Origin of the sequence: Candidatus Thalassolituus haligoni (assembly GCF_041222825.1) — a bacterium.
GTDB lineage: Bacteria > Pseudomonadota > Gammaproteobacteria > Pseudomonadales > Oceanobacteraceae > Oceanobacter > Oceanobacter antarcticus.
The window spans coordinates 1,390,994-1,409,005 of the sequence record NZ_CP139482.1; the positions used below are offsets into that span (position 1 = coordinate 1,390,994).

Sequence of the window (18,012 nt, forward strand, 5' to 3'; positions counted from 1 at the left end):
CACGTAGGTGGTCGGAAAGGAGTGTTAAAAAGCCGTGGTTTGATGTCGTAATGATCCAAATTAACCCATGGTTTGGTGGTCGAAGCGGGTCTTTGAAATGAACCTTATTGCTATGACTCACGGAATTAACTGGCTCGAATCGCCCTGCCAGCCCCCAGGCTGGCTGTCATAAAAAATTCATCGGATTTACGGCAACTTTTACTGAGCCGATATGACCCCTGAAGCCCCGTAACCGGATGATCATGTTTTAATGCCGACCACGCACAGAGACACATCGGCTGGTAGTTCCAGGTGTGTTTCCGGTAACTCAACGGTCTGGATAGGTGATTGGGGATGTTCTCGACTCTGGGGATACACCAGCGCAAATTGCTGTTGGTGTTTGGCCTCGCCATTGGCGGGCTGGTTGGTAGCCTGATCATGGGCGACGCCAAACAGTGGGCAGAAATTGACTGGCTGGATGTACTGGGCGAAGGCGGCACCGCGATTGCGCTGGCGGTCTGGATGATGCTGATTCTTGGCAGCCGTCCGGCGGGGCGGGTGACCGATTTGCTGACTCTGGGGCTGGGGTTTATGTTTCTGGCTATGTGGCAGGACAACCTGGATGAATTTATCCGTTTGCCTGCCGAGCAGTTCTGGGATCAGTGGCTCGAATCCGGCGCCATGCCCGTGGGAGTGATGCTATTGACCTATGGACTGGTGCACTGGCATCAGGAGCAATTGTCGATCAATCAGCAACTGCGCAAGCGTGAACAGCTGTTTCGGGAGCATCGGTTTATCGACAACCTGACCCAGCTGGGCCGGGTTGACTACCTGAAAGAACAACTGCAAGGCGTGATGACCCAGCTGCCCGCCCAGAAGATGGTGTTGTTGATGGTGGATGTTGATCGCTTTGCTGAGGTGAACCGTTTGCATGGTCATCGGGAAGGCGACGCCCTGCTGTATGAACTGTCGGAACTGATGCTGCTGAACCTGCGTCAGGACGACCTGATTTGCCGTTATGCCGCCGACCGTTTTGCCGTACTGCTGCCAGACACCGGTGTAGACAAGGGCAAAAGCATTGCCGCCGAACTGAGCCGGGCCGTGCAGCATTTTGCCTACAAGCATAAAACCAGCGGCGAAACCCTTTACCAGACCATCAGTATCGGCCTGGCAGACTGGCAGGGCGAACCGTCCGACCTGCTGATCAAACGCGCCAACCAGGCGCTGGCCAATGCCAAGTCGGGTTCCGGTTTTGGCGAGGTTGCCTGAAATGACGACACCCACCTGGTATGAGTGCGATGAGCGTATTTTTGCTGCGCATTATCAGCCAGCGTTGTTGATCGATCTGTTACGTTCCCGTGATATTTGCAGCCACAAGATTCTGCGTGGCACCGGCCTGTTTTATGAAGATATTTTGCAAGGACAGGTGATGATGTCAGCAACTCAGGCGGGGCTGTTGGTGGGTAATGCCAGCAAGCTCAGTAAGGAGCCGGAATTGTCGTTTCGCTGGGGTGCCTCGCTCTGGCCAGGGCACTACGATAGCGCCAGCAGCTTGCTGGGTAATGCTGGGTCATTACGTCAGGCACTGGACGCGCTGGTCAGTTACCGGCGGGTGCTGTCTCCTTGGGTAACGCCCTTTGTGGTCACCGATGAGCGTTATTGCTACGTCCACTGGCTGACCCTGGGCAACTATCAGGGCGACCGCCGCTTTCTGGTCGAGGCGGCGATGTCGTCCCTGACGTCGTTCAGTCGCTGGATGAGTGCCACACGACTGCCCTGGCGTTACGGTTTCAGTTATGGCCGCCCGGATTATGAAGAACAGTATCAGGTGAATCTGGGCGACCAGCTCTGGTTCGACCTCGGCATGGATGTGATGGTGATCGAGCGCAAGTGGCTCGATCAGGAGTGGCCACGAGGGTCGGCGACGGCCTATCAGGTGGCTCAGCGTCAATGTGAATTGATACTGGCAGGCTTGCCAGCGGCGTCGTTGCCGGAACGGGTGTACCGGCTGCTGCTGGAGCGGGTGCGTGAACCGATGACGCTCCCCGACATGGCCGTACGGTTGGAGATGAGCCCGGCAACCCTGAAGCGCAAACTGGGCAAGCATGGCTGCCATTTTCAGCAATTGCAGGATCAGTCACGGCTGCATATGAGCCTTTATCTGTTGTATGTGTGTGGCTGGAACAACGAACAGGTCGCCGCGCACCTGAGCTTTAACGACAGTACCAACTTCCGCCGCGCCTTCAAACGCTGGGTCGGGATTACCCCCAGTGACAGCCGTACCCGTTTCTCACTGTTTGATGCCAGTAGCAATGCGGTGCTGACCGAACTGGCAGGGTTGTGATACGGCATTCGGTCAGCCACTGACCCCCGTCAGGCGTAGGCGTACGGCCCGCTTTTGGTTAATGCACGCTGGTAGGCATCGCGCTGGTGAATTCGTGCTACCCAGGCCGCCAGGTGTGGGTGCGACTTGGCGCTTGCACCTCGCTGCAAGGCGGCTTCCAGTGGGAAACTCATCTGAAAATCCGCCAGCGACATCTGCTCACCGGCAAACCATTCATTTTTGCTCAGATGCCGTTCGACGTAATCCAGATGGCTGCTCAGATTGGGCGAGACAAAACTGTCGAGTGCCTTGTTGGCAATACCACGGGCGACAGGCCGGACAAAAAAGGGCACGGGTGCGGCTTTGATACGCTGAAACACCAGCGTCATTAACAGAAAGGGCATCAGGCTGCCTTCGGCATAATGCAGCCAGTATTTGCATTGCCATAACGACGACGGGCTGTCCCCGGGCCAGAAGCGCCGTTGGCCATAGACATCGTTGAGATACTCAAGAATCACCGCCGACTCTGCCAGCGACAAGTCGCCATCGGTAATCACTGGAGATTTCCCCAGCGGGTGAATGGCCTTCAGGCTGGTTGGTGCCAGCAGAGTGTGGGGATCGCGTTCGTACAAGGTAATCTGGTAATCAATTTCCAGCTCTTCCAATAACCAGAGCACACGCTGGGAACGAGAGTTATTAAGGTGGTGGAGGGTGAGCATGACGATACCTGGAAAGTATTTCAGAAAGCGTTAGATAAACCCGGTTGGCTGCCGGGCAGGTTTTATTCAGCGGCCGCTATCATCTATTCCTTTGGGAGCAGTCGTCTATAGGGGACATATATAAATTACTGCGCTCGAAATGACGGCGATTAAAAATCGACCGTTCTGACGATCAGGCCGGACGATGGAAAGCGGGCAGATCGAACCACAGCGCGGTCAGGTGAGTGTCAGCTGTTGCGCTTAGCGTCAGCCCGGTTGCCGCCATAATGCCCACGGCATCCCCTGGCCCAAGCGGTTGATCGACAACATTGACTGCGGCACTGCCCTCAATCATATGCAAATACCCGGCGCGGCTGCCAACCGGCAAGGTGATGGACTCGCCCGGCTGTAATTGCAGCCGGGAGATCACCACATCCTGATGGATCTTCAGTGAGTTCCCCCGCGCATCGGGCGACACAATCGCAGTCAGAGGCCCTTGCTGTGGTACTTGCCGCTGTTGATACCCAGGCTCCAGCCCGCGTTCGTTTGGGTGAATCCATATCTGCAGAAAGTGTACCTGAGCTTCCGGGGACTGATTGAATTCGGAATGCACAATTCCACTGCCTGCGGTCATGCGTTGTATTTCTCCGGCCTTCAATACGGACGTTTTACCGGTGCTGTCCTGATGGCGCAGAGCACCTTCCAGTACATAGGAAATAATTTCCATATCCCGATGACCGTGGGCTTCAAACCCGGCGCTGGCAGCCACAGTATCGTCGTTGATCACCCGCAATAATCCCCAACCCATATGCTCCGGCGCATGGTAGTGACCAAACGAAAAGCTGTGGAAACTGTTCAGCCAGCCGATATTGACATGGCCGCGTTGTTGCGAGGGGCGAAAGTAGATCATATGGTTCTCCTGCGGGGTGAGTGTGGTGAGAGTGTGGGTGTGGTGTGGTGTGAGTCGGGCAGCGGAAGTAAACACCGCAACGGGCGTGATACAGGCGTTGATACTGGTGTCGATGCTATTGGGATATTCATTTCTTAAAAAGCGGATAAATATCGTCAAATGTTTCGAAAAAATAGAAAATTTTAGCAAAACAGAACAACCCGCAGATGTTCCCTTCCAGCGGAAATCCCCTACAATGCCCGTCGAATGCCGGTACAAAACCGTATTGGCGGGTATTGGCCCGATTGACCTGAGAGAGAAATAAATGGAACGCATCGAACGCAATTTTTTTGCCCGAGAAAAAGACGACCAGGATGCTTTCCTGAGCCAGACCTGGTGTAACGAGTGTATGGAAGCCGACCTCGGCATGGTCGAGCCGCAAGAATATGAAATGGATGGCGTCGTGGTAGTGGAAGGCAAATGTGCCAAGTGTGGCTCCGCCATTCTGACTGAAATCGCCGATGACGACACCGATGGTGAGTGGGAAGACGACCAGTAGCCGTTTGGACGCTACCGATCCGTAGGGAAATCACCGCACTCGCGCTGTAAAATACCCCGGATTCGGATGGAGGAGGTTGGCGGGCACAGCGGCCCGCCCTCCCAGGATGACGCCTTGGATGAGACACGTGGGGTGACGATTGATGATTACGGCACAGCGCGGCCCGCTCTCCCAGGATGATGCCTTGGATGAGACGCGTGGGGTGACGATTGATGATTACGGCACAGCGCGGCCCGCCCTCCCAGGATGACGCCTTGGATGAGACGCGTGGGGTGACGATTGATGATTACGGCACAGCGCGGCCCGCTCTCCCAGGATGACGCCTTACAAGCCTGCCTCAACTCGCTTCTGCCAGCGGGTGAACAGAATCGCACTGACAAAAATCGCCAGACTGGCGAGCACCAGCAGCCAACCCCAGATGCCGCTGCCTGGTGTAAAGACTCCGAGTACCGACACCACAAAGTAGAGCAAAATCATATAAGCCAGCCAGGAAGCTGACTTGTGAGAGCGTGCCACCAGGCCGGGTATAAACAGCATCAGCGGCAAGGCCTTGAATAGCGCGATGCCAATACCGGTTAGCCATAGCATCAGGCCGGGTTCGGCGGTTGGCGGTGGATGACTGAGCGTCGCGCCCAGTAATACCAGCAACATAGCAATGTAGCTGCTCACCAGTACACGGTAGGCCAGTGCTGCCTTGGCAACAAACGGACGGCTAGCGGCAGGTAATTGGGTCATATCAGATTCCCGTTCCGTGACTGTTAAGCAGGGCGGTGGCCAGCGTTGCAACCCGTTTTCCCTGGGCCAGACAGAGGGCTTTTTCTGGCGCGCTGATAGCTTGCTCATTGTTGGCACCGGCCCAGTGGCTCATGCCATAAGGCGTTCCACCCGAGCGGGTATCACTGAGTTCGGCATGACGATAGGGAATACCGGCGAACACCATGCCGTGGTGCAATAACGGCAATGCCATGGTTAGCAGGGTGCTTTCCTGACCGCCATGCAAGGATGAGGTTGAGGTAAATACTCCGGCGGGTTTGTCGGCCAGCGCACCGCTCAGCCACAGGCTACTGGTGCTGTCGAGAAAGTATTTCAGCGGCGCGGCCATATTGCCAAAACGGGTCGGGCTACCCATTACCAATCCGGCGCAGTGGCGCAGATCATCCTGGCTGCAATACACTGCACCGGTATCCGGCACCGGCGGCAATGAAGATTCGGTATCCGGTGATACCGGCGGCACGCTGCGAATGCGAGCATCCATTCCGGCTTGCTCAACACCGCGAGCGATCAGCCGTGCCAGCTCTGCGGTTTTGCCGTGGCGGCTGTAATACAGCACCAATACATACGGGGCAGATGCCATCAAAGAATCTCCAGCACCTGTTCTGGTGGGCGGCCGATACGGGCCTGGTTGCCGTTGATGACGATCGGGCGTTCTATCAGTTTGGGGGTGTTGGCCATGGCGCGGATCAGAGTGGCTTCATCGGCACTGGCCAGGTTCTGTTGTTTGTATTCTTCTTCTTTGGTGCGCATCAGCTCACGGGCGCTGCTGAAGCCGAGCAGCTGGATCAGCTGATGAATCTCATCTTCCGACGGTACGTCTTTCAGGTACTCCACGACCACGGGTGTAATGCCTTTGTCCTGCAGCAGTTTCAGGGTCTCCCGCGACTTGGAACAACGGGGATTGTGGTAGATCTGTATATCACTCATGCTGTGCACACTCTCAAATTGTCAACCAATTGGCAGCGATTGTAACAAGGAAGCCCTAGATGCTCACCGCTTTCCGCCGTGGTCGCCGGGTACTGCGACTGATCTGGCAAACCCTCAAACGGTTCGAATCCATGGAGCGCAGGCGCGATGCCGCCGCCCTGACCTATACCACCTTGTTTGCCCTGGTGCCGGTAATTACCGTGACCTACGCTATTCTCAGTGCCATCCCGTCCCTGCAAGAATGGGGTGCGCAAGCACACACTAACCTGCTGGCCTACGTCATGCCTGAGGGTAGTGACATGATTTCCAACTATCTGGTGCGCTTCAGTGCGCAGGCCCGCGAGCTGACCTGGATTGGTGTGGTATTTCTGTTTTTTACCGCGTTGATGCTGCTGCAAACCATCGAACAGCAGTTCAATAAAATCTGGCAGGTCGAAGTCTCACGTTCGACGTTGCAACGCTTCTTTCGTTACTGGGCAGTCCTCAGCCTGGGGCCGTTGCTGTTTGGTGCTGCTCAGGCGGTCAGCTCACTGCTGGCCTCGCTCAGCGTATTGCCAGAAGGGATGGACGTGACGGCGTCGATTCCTTCCTTTGCCCGGCTGGTGCCCTGGTCGATGACCGTGGCCGCCATCACCTTTGTTTATATGATGGTGCCCAACTGCAAGGTTCCCCCCAGAGATGCCGTGATTGCCGCGCTGGTGGTGGCGACTGTGTTTGAAACCGGCAAATACCTGTTCGCCAAAATCGTCGGTATGTTTCCGTCGTACCAACTGATCTACGGTGCTTTTGCCGCTGTTCCGCTGTTCCTGATGTGGACTTACCTCAGCTGGATGCTGTTGCTGTTTGGTGCTGAACTCAGCTATGCCCTCAGCCATCCGGAATCGCGCTCGGTGCGCGACCCGTTACGGCAACGACTGGCTCTGGCTGCTGCGCTTTACCAGGGCCAGCAAGCAGGCAAGGGCATGAGTGAACGCGACCTGCGGCAGCGCTTGCGCAGCATTCCGGCAGCAGAGCTGTCGGCGTTGCTGAAGCATTTTCAGCAGGCGGGCTGGGTGACCAAAAGCCAGGACGACAGCTGGATATGGTTGCCCGATATGCGTCTGCTCACCCTTGACCATTTTTTTTCCGACCTGACATTGCAGCAACTGCAAGCGGCTGAACACGCTGTTCCGGAAGATTCGCCATTGAGTGACTGGCTGACTGGCTGGCAACAGGACGTTGCCAGCAATCTCTCCGTCTCGCTGGATCAATTGCTCGATGAAGACGGCGGCTTTCGGTTGTAAATTTGGTTGTAAAAAAGTAGTCGTTATTACTCGGCAACCGTCATTGCTATTTTTCTGCCGCGCAAATACATACCTTTTAACAAAACCTGCGACTAAAACCTGGCGATTAAAAACAGCTCAGGCTGGTGACGGGTATTGAAGGAAATACGATGTTGTTGAAAGCAATCAAACATTGGCTGGAAGTTCGGCGTATTAACCAGCAGGGGTTTACCACAGAGCAGTGGGAGGCGGCTGTTGCTGATTGGCCAGTGATGGCACGTTATCAGGGGCGTGAGCGCGATGAGCTACGTCATTTGACGTTTCGGTTGCTGGTGCATAAGGACTTTACTGCCGGTGGCGGTTTTGAACTGACTCAGGCGATGTGTCTGAAAATTGCCACCATGGCTTGTGTGCCTGTTTTGAATCTTGGCCTGGCGTGGTACGACCACTGGCAAACGGTCATTGTTTATGAGGGCGATTTTGTTCCCAACCGGCCTTATCGCAGCGCTGATGGGGTGGTTCACGCACAGGCACCGGGATTGAGTGGCGAAGCCTGGCAGCGGGGGCCGGTCATTCTGTCGTGGGATTCGGTATTACATAGCGGGGAGCGCGTTCGTCATGGCAAGGCCAGTAACGTGGTGATTCATGAGTTGGCGCATACGTTGGATATGTTGCGTGATGGCGCCAATGGCGCACCACCGATGCATCCTGATATGCGCCCTGGCGAATGGCACGATGTGTTTACAGCAGCGTGGGACGGTTTGAACAAGGCTTATCTGCATCATAAAGTGTTGCCTCTGGATGAGTATGCGCTGTCAAACCCGGCGGAATTTTTTGCGGTGTGTAGTGAAACGTTTTTCGAGGCACCTCAGTTGATGAAACAAACCTTGCCTGATGTCTATCGGTTGTTAGGCTTGTTTTATCGACAGCGACCTGAATAGTGCCAGGCCGGTTTGGTTTTGTTCTGGTTGTGAGTTCTGCCGGTCAGATTTTCAGGCTGCTTGCTTGCCAGAGCAGGAATAGCTCTCCGGTATTGGGTCTAATAGACACCTTGGCGACAGGGTGTTGTTCCCTGTAGGCTGGCATTATTTTTCGACAATTCAGGATGTTATCGACTCATGATCAGTAGTCCACATGCGCCGGATATCGCCAGTCCCAGTCTGTCTCTCAACGTTCATCCAATGCGATCGGTGTTGTACGAGGAGCTGCATAATCGCCCGTCGCCGGTAATTGAGGGGAGTTGCCAGGTGGCTCATTTTACGGTCAAGCTGAACGATAATCGGCAGGAGTTGCATGCCCATGTGGTGGAGTTGTGTCGCCGTTACAGTGTGCCAGCACCGGACCCGGATTCGTCCTGTTTGTATCAGGATTTTGGGGGCTTTGAGTTACGTTGGGAGCGCCATCTGGAGTTTGCCAACTTTACCTTTATCGTCGCGACCGAGGAGCCTTTTGCGACTGATGCGCTGGCGTTTATTCCAAAAGACTGGCTGGCGGCGATGCCGGGTGAGTTGGTGGTGGCGGTGAATCTGTCGCTGGTGAACGATACGCCGGATGAAAAACAGTTGTACGACTGGTTTGAAGGGCAGCGGGTATCGGGTGCATCCGTCGCCAGCGGCCAGGCGTTGGTGTGGACGGCATTTCGTTTACACAGTGATGGCTTTGGTCGCATTGTGGCGGTGAACAAGGGGTTGAATCCGTATCAGACAGGGCGCTTGGTGCAGCGCTTGTTCGAGCTGGAAACCTATCGTTTGATGTCGCTGCTGGCGTTGCCGGTGGCGCGTAAAATGGGCAATGAGCTGACTCGGGTTGAGACCAGTCTGGCGCAGTTGATCCAGAATATTTCGGAGTTGGAAAACCAGTTTGAAGACCGTGATTTGTTGAAGTCATTGTCACAGTTGGCAGCGGATGTGGAGCGTTATCGCTCAGATACCAATTTCCGTTTTGCGGCGGCCAAGGCCTATCACGATCTGGTGCGTGACCGTCTCGACCAGTTGAAAGAGGAGCCGCTGGACGGGGTGCAGAGTTTGCGGGAATTTCTTGAGCGGCGATTAACGCCAGGCATCAAAACCTGTAATTCGGTGCGAGATCAGCTGGAAGATTTGTCGCGTCGTATTCACCGCACAACCAGTTTGCTGCGCACTCGTGTGGATCTGTCGATTCAGGAGCAGAACCAGCGTTTGCTGACGTCGATGAACAAACGCAGTGAGTTGCAGTTGCGGTTGCAGCAAACGGTCGAAGGGTTGTCGGTGGTAGTGATCTGTTATTACATTCTGGCGTTGGTGGGTATTGGTGCGGATGGTCTCAAGGCATTTGGCTTGCAGGTTGATCCCTATATGCTTAAAGGTATCGCTTTGCCGGTGATTGTGGTGGTGGTTTTTGTGGCGATTCACCGGTTACGCCATCATTTAAGCGAAAAGACGTTTGATCTGGAGGAGAAATAGGAGCCGGTTAATGCGACTGGCTTCGGCATTTGTTGCATGTTTCTGGTGGGGCAGCGGCGCGGAGGATTGGCCGCTGTTTGACGTTCTGAGGAGTTCTCTCATTGTGCGTCCCGTATCGCTTCTCATATTGCCTTGTCCTGCCTCTTTTTCCCGGTTGTGTTTTTACGCTGTCAGAGTTCTGGCGCTGACCTGCAGGTTTTGGCGGCGATTTTTTGCCGTTTTTGTGTTGATGCGTTTGTGTTTTTATCTAACTCGTTGAAATAAAGCCATTTCTTCTTACTGGCCTGATCCTTGCTGAAGTCTATCCAAGCAGACATCAACGAGGGACACTTTATGAGTCGATCAGAATCATCACTGCTGCCCGCCACCTTGTGGCGCCAGCCTGTAGCAGACAACGAATCGGTCGTTGGTCGTTCAGAGCGTTGGTTTATTTGTGAACAGCGCGATCCATTTCACCCTACTTTGCCGACGGCAGGCTGTGGCTATTCGGTGATTACCTGGGCCGATCTGTTTTTACGCAGTTATGACAACGGTCTGTTCAGTCGTGGACGTCCTGATCTTGCCATTCAGGTAGGCCAGGTGCATCAGGTATTCGACACACTGGAACAGTCGGAGGGGGAGGACTGGCGACGTCGGGAAACGGAAGCTTATGAGTTTGCTGCGGAGCATTACGATGATCTGCAAAACGCCGGAGCTCCTGAGTCGTTATTGCAAGCATTTCAGTTGGTAATGTTACTGTTGATGGCGATCAATCAGCTGAGAAAACAGTACTCTGGCCAATGTGTGCTGATGAGCTATGCCAGCCTGGAGGAGGCGCTGAATGTGAATGGCGAAATATTTTAATGACTTTGGAACGGGGTCTTGGTACTGAAATGGCTTGATGGCGGTGGCTGCCAACAGTTGTATGGCAGGTGAGTTGGTATTGGAATTCAAGGTGACCTGCACTGCCGTTGACTTCACCGGGGACGAAGAATTATAGAAATCTGTAGGAGGATGCTTGCGTCCGCTGGGTGTCATTGATCACCGCTCCTGCATGAAGAATCCGAATTACGTTAATGGCATTGCGCAGCACTGATTGATTGAACTAGGGCGCTTTTTTGGCGTCCTGGTAAAAATTTTATTTTATATTGTTGTTTTGGTCGCAAGTTCAGAATATCTGAATTAATATTTATCGTTCACTAATAATGGGTATGATAAATATGAGAACAAAAATTGCTGTGTTACTTACGTCGACGACCTTGCTGGCGAGCTGTGCCAGTGTCGAACATCATCATACTGCTGAGCATAAGCCGGTTTCCGATCAGGTGGTGGCAGCACATGTTGGCACAAAATACCGCAGGTAAGGGGTTTGGCCCTCAATCTCCTCGTGATATTGATATAACTGATGGTAAGAACAACCGTGTATTCAGTGCGGCTCCTGCCTCTGAATATATGAATTTGTGTAATATCCACTTCCACAAAAATGCCGAGCACAAGGGGGGGGAATTTACCCGCTATGCTGGCAATGGCGATGGTCATGGTTATCAAAGTGGTTATGAATATACTGGGTCACTGAGTGCTGGTGAACTCACAGCCGTTACCGAAGATATTTGCCCGAGTGAGCATGGCAGCCTGGTTCCGGGAGACACGATTGAGGTTCATTATGTGCATTCAACTGCACAGGTTGCCCCTGGGCCAACTCTGGGCGCGCGCTTGTCTGGATGAATCGATCGGCAATCCCCAGTTGCGTGTAGAAACACAGGTGTTTGTTCTGGTAAATGACAGCAGTGCTCTGGACTTTGGCCAGCTGACTCAACAGGGTGTCCGTAATGGTGTGCATCAAGCGTTGAATATACCGACTGATACTGGTTACCCGGTGCAATATGCCGGTTCTACAACAGGCCCTGGCTACAATGAAGCCGGTTCGCCTTTCCAAGTGTCATGGAGTGTCAGACCCAAGGTAGCCAAGGTGAACATTGCCACGGTTGGTCTGTGGTGCAAGGGTAATGTGTTTAATGAAGATCACGCACACGGTGTCAGAAACCTGGTGACCAATCCAGACCTGCTGTCACCTGTGAAGTAACAGATCTAACTGCACAGCACCGATAATAACGGCCTCCAGTAGCCGCTCAGATAACGACGGGCTACTGGAGTGCTACGAAGTGTTAGCAGGCCTGAGTGTGGTACTTGCTCTGGGAAACTAAATTTTTTAAAATTTGAATTTTTATTTTTTATTATCTGTTTTCAGTACGATGAAGCTTTCTGATTTTATATTTTTAATACTCAGGCCCGGTTGGTAAAATATAGACTGTTCTTGTTTCTACGCATTATGTGGGAATGCAATGGACACTGCTGGCTACTATACAGGAGTGCAGGAGTGCAGGAGTGCAGGAGCCAGGTATTCCTGTGAAATTTCTGGTTTTGTGTTTTTGATATTCAGCTGCCGGTTTATAAAAGGGGGATTTTTTAGTATGATGCGCTCGAATATAACCAGTATTGGGAATACATCGTGCAACAAACAAGGTCGTCCGCTATTGCGTTATGCAACCCCAAAAGCCCTTCTAATGTAGGTGTGGTAATGCGTGCTGCCGGTTGTTATGGTGCCAGTGCCATTTATTATACCGGCAAGCGATTTGCGCGAGCGGCAAAATATCATCAGGATACCAAGAACGCTAGCCAGCATATTGAACTGAGCGCGGTTGAGTCTTTTACTGAATTGGCCGGACAGCATCGGACGCTGGTGTGTGTTGAGTTTGCTGTCGGGGCAACTCCGTTACCGGAATTTATTCATCCTGATCATGCCTTGTATATCTTTGGCCCGGAAGATGGATCTGTCGATCAGTCCATCATTGATGTGGCTGATGCTGTGGTTTATGTTCCAACCATTGGTTGCATGAACCTGGGGGCCACCGTCAATGTGTTGTTGTATGATCGTATGGCCAAACAGCAACAGGCTATTGATCACAGTGAGCGTATCAAAAGCAGCCGTGATGTGAATAATCGTTTGGTATTCCGTAACGGGAACCGCTAGGGGGTTCAAGCGCACGGCGTTACAACTCGACTCAAAACGCTCAGGTAGCCCACATTACTCACGACCTCGACAATACGGACAAGCGCCCGTACTGTCTGGTTGTTCTGTTACTGCGCCACCCATAACCTCAACCATTGGCCATACAGTGCTGGTGGTAGCAGTCCGGCTGCCAGCCAGTCGCTATAAAACTGTTGGCCGACGAAGTCTTTCCCCAATTCGGATTCAGCCGACTGAATCAGGCTCAGCAGGTTGGCGCGCGAGATTGCCGGACGAGCCAGGCGTCCGGGTGCTTCCATTATCTGTTGCAGGCGTTGTTGGCAATCCTGTTCCGACAGAAAGCTGTTGATCTGGCAATAGCGGATGGCCTTGTCTTGCGGCCATTGATAAAGATGGATGCCGATATCCAGAATAAGATTCAGCTCCTGTTCCATTTCATCCAGCAATACCCAGGCGTGTTCTCCGGCATTCTGATAGCCGCCAAGATCGGCTGCCAATTCGGCGGCGATGGACAACCAGCCCGGTTCAAAGTCGTCGTTGATGGGAGCACGCATAAAGTCGGGCAATTGCGTGTTTTCCTGCGCCAGTGCTACTTGCAGGTGTTTGCCCGGCAGGGTATTGCGGTACAGATCCAGTGGCCAACGCCAGCTGCTGGCCGGGTGATTGGCGACGGTCCAGTAGATACCCGGCTGTTCCAGTGCTGGTCTGGGGGCTTCATACCAGGGGCTGATGACACTGGCGTCCTGGCTGGGTTGAATCACCAGCACTGTGGTGGGCAGGTAAGCAAACAGCTGGGGGAGCTGCTGGTTCAGCTGTTGCAAGCGCTCACGCGTGGCCTGCTGGGGCTGTGACGGTTGTATCCGGTGTGATGCCAACCAGGCGCGCAACTGGGGAGCCAGTGTTTGGGCTGGATCCAGGGTCAGCTCTTGAACCAGTTGTTGCTGTATGGCAGAGAGGCGGGTTTTGGATATTTCCTGTAACAGTTCGGGAGATTCTGCACTGCCCATCTCGGTCAATTGCAAACGGTAGCAGGCGTCGCCGTTGGGCTGTTGTTGCCAGCTCAGGCTGGTTTGCACGGGCAGTTCAGCTAGTTGATGACGCAGTGCCCGCAAGGCGGGTAATAAATGGTTGGTGAGGATGCTGGCGGCCTTGCTTTCGAGTACCTCGTGACTGGACGGGTAGAGATCCAGCGGTGTCAACCGGGTTTGAATATCGCGCCACAGGGTAGATGGTTCCGGGCTGTCGGTAAACGGGTAGCCAGACATCATCTGGTCAAGCTGGCGCAAGGTGCGCTTGCGGCTGCTGCCCAGCATGACGACGTGGCGCTGACTGCGTTCGCTGATTTGCTGCTGCCATTGCTGCAACAGCAGCGCAGCGGATTCAAGGCGTTTGAGGTAACGGTGGAAGCCGGGGATGTTATCGACCCGAGTATCTTTCGACAGGCTGGTTTCAAGCAGATTAAGCCAGTCGTGCTCACTGCCTAGTGGCATGCTGTTGTTGTCGCAGTCGCGCCAGTCCAGTTGTTGGTTGATACGGTAGATCAGCGTACTGGCAACCAGTTGTTGCTGTGCTGGCAGAGCATCGAGCGGCAGACTTTGTAATTGTTGCTTCTGTTGTTGCAGCTGCTGATAGATGCCGTTCTGGCTGGTGGCGGATAGCGTTGACCAGGCGGCTTCAGGCTCTATTCCCAGTGCTCTGGCCCGTTCAGGAAAGCGGTCAGCCAGCTGTTGAAAATAGTCGTTGCTGGCATTGTCCAATTGTTCCTGAACGGCTGCTTGTTGCTCATTGGAATAGGTGAGCGATGCCTTGCTCTGAGTATCCGGTCGAGTTGACAAGCTGGCCTGGCAACCTCCCAGAAACAGCAGTGTCAGAGGCAGGGATCGCAGCAATATAGGATAAAGGCGTGACATGGGGACTCGGTGTCGCTGAATTCGAAGCCGGCAGTGTAGCAATCTGGAACGCTGCGTTGTAGTAAAGCTGTTGCTGGTCGATATGATTGCCGCAGTCGCGGGCATGGCTCGTGTTACGCTGTACTCTATAATGAGTATTGAATATTGGTATTGAGGTAGTTCTGTGACTGGAAATCGGCAGCAAAATAACCGGGTCGGCGATAGCTTATGTCGAGTCATTCTGATGATGCTTGTGGTCTTGTGTGTATTACCGGTCGAGGCGGCGGATGACGATCGTTTCAGTCAGCTGGTTGCCCCGGTGGGGGCGCGGGTGCTGACGGATCGAACCTCTTCGATTGATCATTTCCGTCTGGTGTTGTCGGCGCAGAAACGTGCGGCGGCGGTGACCTTTGCGGATCGTGAGTTGAGGATCTCCGGTTCTTTACGGCGATTGGCGTGGGAATCCAGTGAAAAACTGGATCTGGACGGCTTGCTGGAACCGCTGCAAAATGAGTTGGCACAAGGGATGTCGGCGCGAGTGTTGTACCAGTGTCAGGATCTGGATTGTGGCAGTAGTCATTTCTGGGCCAATGAAATCTTTGAAAACGGTCGCTTGGTGGGCAGGGACAATCAACAGCGCTATATGGTGATTTATTTGCCGCCAACTGCTGCGGCGACGCTGTCGACTCAGCGAGCTTCGGCAACACTGCTGCTGGTCTACGCTACCCAGCGTGGCCCACGTCAGACGGTGGTGGGGCTGGATATGATTGAGACTTCAGACAACGTGCTGCCGGGAGTGGTTAACCGTGCAGATATCAGCAGTATGTTAAGTATCAGCAGCGGTTGGCTGCCAGGATTTCAGGTCACTGATGGCCAGTTCGATAGCGTTGCCAGTGCGCCATTGCTGAATGTATTGACGTCGTTGTCACAGGGCGTACAGCAGCGTCTGTTTCTGGTGGTGCACTGTTATCAGTCGAATGATATGTCGGTGAATCAGACCTGTTCTGACCGCCTTGCGCAGCAGTTGCGGGTCGCCAGTTTTGATGCGGGAGCTGAGTTGAATGTCAGTGGGCAGGCGGCGTTGGCGTTGCCTCCCGATGGCAGTCTGGTACCTGCCTTGCGTTTTGTATTTTGGCCACGGAGATAAAAATGACGAAAACAGTCGCGTTGGCGTTAGGCAGCGGTGGTGCACGGGGGTATGCCCATATTGGTGTACTGGATGTGCTTGAGGCTCGTGGTTATAACGTCGTGGGTATCTCGGGTTGTTCCATGGGGGCTGTGATCGGTGGTTTCTATTGCGCTGGCAAGTTACCGCTCTTTCGCGAGTGGGTTGGCAAGCTGGGGTATCTGGATGTGCTCAAACTGGTCGATGTGTCCTTGCTGTCGAGTGGAGTGATTCGTGGTGATCGTGTGTTCAGCATGATCAGCGAATTGTTGGAGGACTGCCTGATAGAGGATCTGGACATTCCCTTTACGGCAGTCGCAACTGATATGACGGCCAAAAAAGAAGTCTGGTTTCAACGTGGGTCGCTGGATTTGGCGATTCGGGCTTCGGCGGCAATTCCCAGTATTTTGCACCCGGTGAAGATTAATGGCAGAACGCTGGTGGATGGTGGTGTGCTGAATCCATTACCGATTTCTCCCTGTATCTCCATTCATGCCGATTATCTGTTTGCCGTCGACCTGAACTCGGATGCGGCCATGCCAGGCGATTTTGTCTTTGCCCGCGAAGACACCGGCCAGCAAAAACGCGACTGGTTCAACTCGGTGGTAGACAAGGCGACCAGCTGGCTGGATTCGAAACGTCGGGCCGATGCGTCCAGTCATGTCGATGAAAATATCGGCAAGCTGGAAATGATGAATCAGATGTTTGAAACCATGCAGCTGTCGCTCACCCGCTTCAAAACCGCCGCTTATCCGCCCGATCTGATGATCAATATGCCGATTGAATCCTGTGAAATGTATGAGTTCTACCGCGCCAAAGAGATGATTGAACTGGGACGCCATATTGCCGAAAAAGCGCTGGATGCCTTTGAGCAGGGTAGCTGCAGTCCTTACGGTCAGCGTATGGCTTGAGGATGTGGTCTGAGATCCGATACGTCACGGCAAGCTGACTACTCAGCAAGCTTGTCTGATACGAACGATTTTTCTTTCGGATCGATTTGAGCCTTGTCCTGTTGTCGCTCGCGACATTTCTGCAGGCAGCCAGTAAACTAAGCTGATTTCCTAGTCGGGCAAGTAAATGTATTTGCATCAGAATGCCTCCGCGGCAATTGAAGAGCTGAGTACCATTCAGGATATGCTGAGGTGGTCGGCCAGCCGTATGAACGAATTCGACATTTACTTCGGCCATGGCACCGACAATGCCTGGGATGAAGCCCGACTGCTGGTGACGCATGCGCTGATGTTGCCATGGGAGTTATCCCCTGAGTGGTACAGTGCCCGGCTGACACGGCAAGAGCGTGAATCCGTTATTGCACTGGTCGTTGAACGCATAGACAGCCGCTTTCCGGCACCTTACCTGACCGGGCAAGCCTGGTTTTGTGGTTTGCCGTTTGTGGTGGATGAGCGGGTATTGATACCCCGTTCACCGATTGCAGAATTGATTCAGAATGAGTTTTTGCCCTGGTGGCAGGGTGAGGGTAAACCACAGCGTATGCTTGACCTGTGTACCGGTTCAGGCTGTATCGGTATTGCCTGCGCTGTACAGTTCCCGGATGCCGAAGTCGAGTTGCTGGATATCTCCTTTGATGCGCTTACGCTGGCAGAGGAAAACATCCAGCGCCATGGGTTGGGACACAGGGTTCAGGCATTACAATCTGACCTGTTTGCTGCAGCCCATGGCCAATACGATCTGATTGTCTCCAATCCCCCCTACGTTGATGCGGAAGATATGGCTAGCCTGCCGGAAGAATTCCAGCATGAACCAGCGCTGGCGCTGGCAGCGGGAGAGGATGGCCTCGACCTGGTGCGGATTATGCTCCGTCAGGCCCGGCAGTATCTCAGTGATGATGGTTTGCTGGTGGTGGAGGTGGGCAATAGCTGGCCTGCTCTGGAAGCTGCCTTCCCGGAATTGCCGTTTGTCTGGCCAGACTTCGAACGTGGAGGCCACGGCGTGTTTGTACTGCAAGCCCGCGAGTTGGAGCTATTGTCTGAACTGCACTCTGATGACTGATTATTTTTACTGATTTTTATACAGATTGAATTTAACGCCCCTGTTGCTGCCCCTTGTCTCGGTCAGCCGGGCCGCTACCTCGGAATTAC

19 protein-coding genes are annotated in these 18,012 nt (G+C 53.7%); 13 read left to right on the forward strand and 6 right to left on the reverse strand.

All coding sequences use genetic code 11. From position 1 onward, the window contains the following. The first annotated feature begins 333 nt into the window (after positions 1-333). Both SOJ49_RS06270 and SOJ49_RS06275 read left to right on the forward strand, forming a co-directional pair. Positions 334-1,248 carry a GGDEF domain-containing protein gene (locus SOJ49_RS06270; RefSeq protein ID WP_369857378.1) on the forward strand — a complete coding sequence of 305 codons (915 nt, stop codon included), beginning with the start codon at positions 334-336 and terminating at the stop codon, positions 1,246-1,248. 1 nt (position 1,249) lies between these two features. Beyond that, complete coding sequence (locus tag SOJ49_RS06275; RefSeq protein ID WP_369857379.1) at positions 1,250-2,323, forward strand: AraC family transcriptional regulator ligand-binding domain-containing protein; 1,074 nt, start codon at positions 1,250-1,252, stop codon at positions 2,321-2,323. 29 nt (positions 2,324-2,352) lie between these two features. Here SOJ49_RS06275 and SOJ49_RS06280 read toward each other — a convergent pair whose 3' ends face one another. Beyond that, positions 2,353-3,021 (reverse strand): glutathione S-transferase family protein, encoded by a 669-nt coding sequence (locus tag SOJ49_RS06280; protein WP_369857380.1) that lies wholly within the window; start codon positions 3,019-3,021, stop codon positions 2,353-2,355. Between the two features lie 172 nt (positions 3,022-3,193). Continuing rightward, positions 3,194-3,910: a pirin family protein gene (locus SOJ49_RS06285; RefSeq protein ID WP_369857381.1), complete on the reverse strand. Its 717-nt coding sequence runs from the start codon at positions 3,908-3,910 to the stop codon at positions 3,194-3,196. Between the two features lie 304 nt (positions 3,911-4,214). Between SOJ49_RS06285 and SOJ49_RS06290 the strand changes: the two genes are divergently transcribed. Next, positions 4,215-4,448 carry a hypothetical protein gene (locus SOJ49_RS06290; protein WP_369857382.1) on the forward strand — a complete coding sequence of 78 codons (234 nt, stop codon included), beginning with the start codon at positions 4,215-4,217 and terminating at the stop codon, positions 4,446-4,448. A 324-nt stretch (positions 4,449-4,772) separates the two neighbouring features. Here the strand turns inward: SOJ49_RS06290 and SOJ49_RS06295 are convergent, their stop codons facing one another. From SOJ49_RS06295 to arsC, 3 genes are read right to left on the reverse strand one after another with little or no spacing between them, the layout of a single operon-like run. Beyond that, complete coding sequence (locus SOJ49_RS06295; RefSeq protein WP_369857383.1) at positions 4,773-5,183, reverse strand: DUF2069 domain-containing protein; 411 nt, start codon at positions 5,181-5,183, stop codon at positions 4,773-4,775. A 1-nt stretch (position 5,184) separates the two neighbouring features. Beyond that, on the reverse strand, positions 5,185-5,802 hold the full coding sequence (wrbA, locus tag SOJ49_RS06300; protein WP_369857384.1) for an NAD(P)H:quinone oxidoreductase: 618 nt from the start codon (positions 5,800-5,802) through the stop codon (positions 5,185-5,187). Beyond that, a complete protein-coding gene (gene arsC, locus SOJ49_RS06305; RefSeq protein ID WP_369857385.1) occupies positions 5,802-6,149 on the reverse strand; it encodes an arsenate reductase (glutaredoxin) in 348 nt (115 codons plus the stop codon). Before arsC ends, wrbA begins: the two co-directional genes overlap by 1 nt. Before the next feature lie 59 nt (positions 6,150-6,208). On the opposite strand from arsC, the gene SOJ49_RS06310 reads away from it, so the two are divergent. The 7 genes from SOJ49_RS06310 (at position 6,209) to SOJ49_RS06340 (ending at position 12,862) form a co-directional block, all read left to right on the forward strand. After that, positions 6,209-7,432 carry a YihY family inner membrane protein gene (locus SOJ49_RS06310; protein WP_369857386.1) on the forward strand — a complete coding sequence of 408 codons (1,224 nt, stop codon included), beginning with the start codon at positions 6,209-6,211 and terminating at the stop codon, positions 7,430-7,432. A 149-nt stretch (positions 7,433-7,581) separates the two neighbouring features. After that, positions 7,582-8,352 carry a zinc-dependent peptidase gene (locus SOJ49_RS06315; RefSeq protein WP_369857387.1) on the forward strand — a complete coding sequence of 257 codons (771 nt, stop codon included), beginning with the start codon at positions 7,582-7,584 and terminating at the stop codon, positions 8,350-8,352. Positions 8,353-8,529: 177 nt separating this feature from the next. Then, a complete protein-coding gene (locus tag SOJ49_RS06320; RefSeq protein ID WP_369857388.1) occupies positions 8,530-9,852 on the forward strand; it encodes a DUF3422 family protein in 1,323 nt (440 codons plus the stop codon). Between the two features lie 333 nt (positions 9,853-10,185). Then, the gene (locus SOJ49_RS06325) at positions 10,186-10,695 is read left to right on the forward strand and encodes a hypothetical protein (RefSeq protein ID WP_369857389.1); all 510 of its coding nucleotides are present in this window, start codon (positions 10,186-10,188) and stop codon (positions 10,693-10,695) included. A 474-nt stretch (positions 10,696-11,169) separates the two neighbouring features. Further along, entirely contained in the window at positions 11,170-11,556 is a 387-nt protein-coding gene (locus tag SOJ49_RS06330) for a delta-class carbonic anhydrase (RefSeq protein ID WP_369857390.1), read from the forward strand. A gap of 37 nt (positions 11,557-11,593) precedes the next feature. Beyond that, complete coding sequence (locus SOJ49_RS06335) at positions 11,594-11,914, forward strand: delta-class carbonic anhydrase (RefSeq protein ID WP_369857391.1); 321 nt, start codon at positions 11,594-11,596, stop codon at positions 11,912-11,914. A 495-nt stretch (positions 11,915-12,409) separates the two neighbouring features. Continuing rightward, positions 12,410-12,862: a TrmH family RNA methyltransferase gene (locus SOJ49_RS06340; protein ID WP_369857392.1), complete on the forward strand. Its 453-nt coding sequence runs from the start codon at positions 12,410-12,412 to the stop codon at positions 12,860-12,862. Between the two features lie 107 nt (positions 12,863-12,969). Here the strand turns inward: SOJ49_RS06340 and SOJ49_RS06345 are convergent, their stop codons facing one another. Continuing rightward, the gene (locus SOJ49_RS06345) at positions 12,970-14,769 is read right to left on the reverse strand and encodes a DUF885 family protein (protein ID WP_369857393.1); all 1,800 of its coding nucleotides are present in this window, start codon (positions 14,767-14,769) and stop codon (positions 12,970-12,972) included. A 223-nt stretch (positions 14,770-14,992) separates the two neighbouring features. On the opposite strand from SOJ49_RS06345, the gene SOJ49_RS06350 reads away from it, so the two are divergent. From SOJ49_RS06350 to prmB, 3 genes are all read left to right on the forward strand, one after another. Beyond that, positions 14,993-15,895 carry a DUF4892 domain-containing protein gene (locus SOJ49_RS06350; protein ID WP_369857394.1) on the forward strand — a complete coding sequence of 301 codons (903 nt, stop codon included), beginning with the start codon at positions 14,993-14,995 and terminating at the stop codon, positions 15,893-15,895. Positions 15,896-15,897: 2 nt separating this feature from the next. Then, positions 15,898-16,824 (forward strand): patatin-like phospholipase family protein, encoded by a 927-nt coding sequence (locus tag SOJ49_RS06355; protein ID WP_369857395.1) that lies wholly within the window; start codon positions 15,898-15,900, stop codon positions 16,822-16,824. 166 nt (positions 16,825-16,990) lie between these two features. After that, a complete protein-coding gene (gene prmB / locus SOJ49_RS06360) occupies positions 16,991-17,923 on the forward strand; it encodes a 50S ribosomal protein L3 N(5)-glutamine methyltransferase (RefSeq protein WP_369857396.1) in 933 nt (310 codons plus the stop codon). The last annotated feature ends 89 nt before the right edge of the window (positions 17,924-18,012 follow it).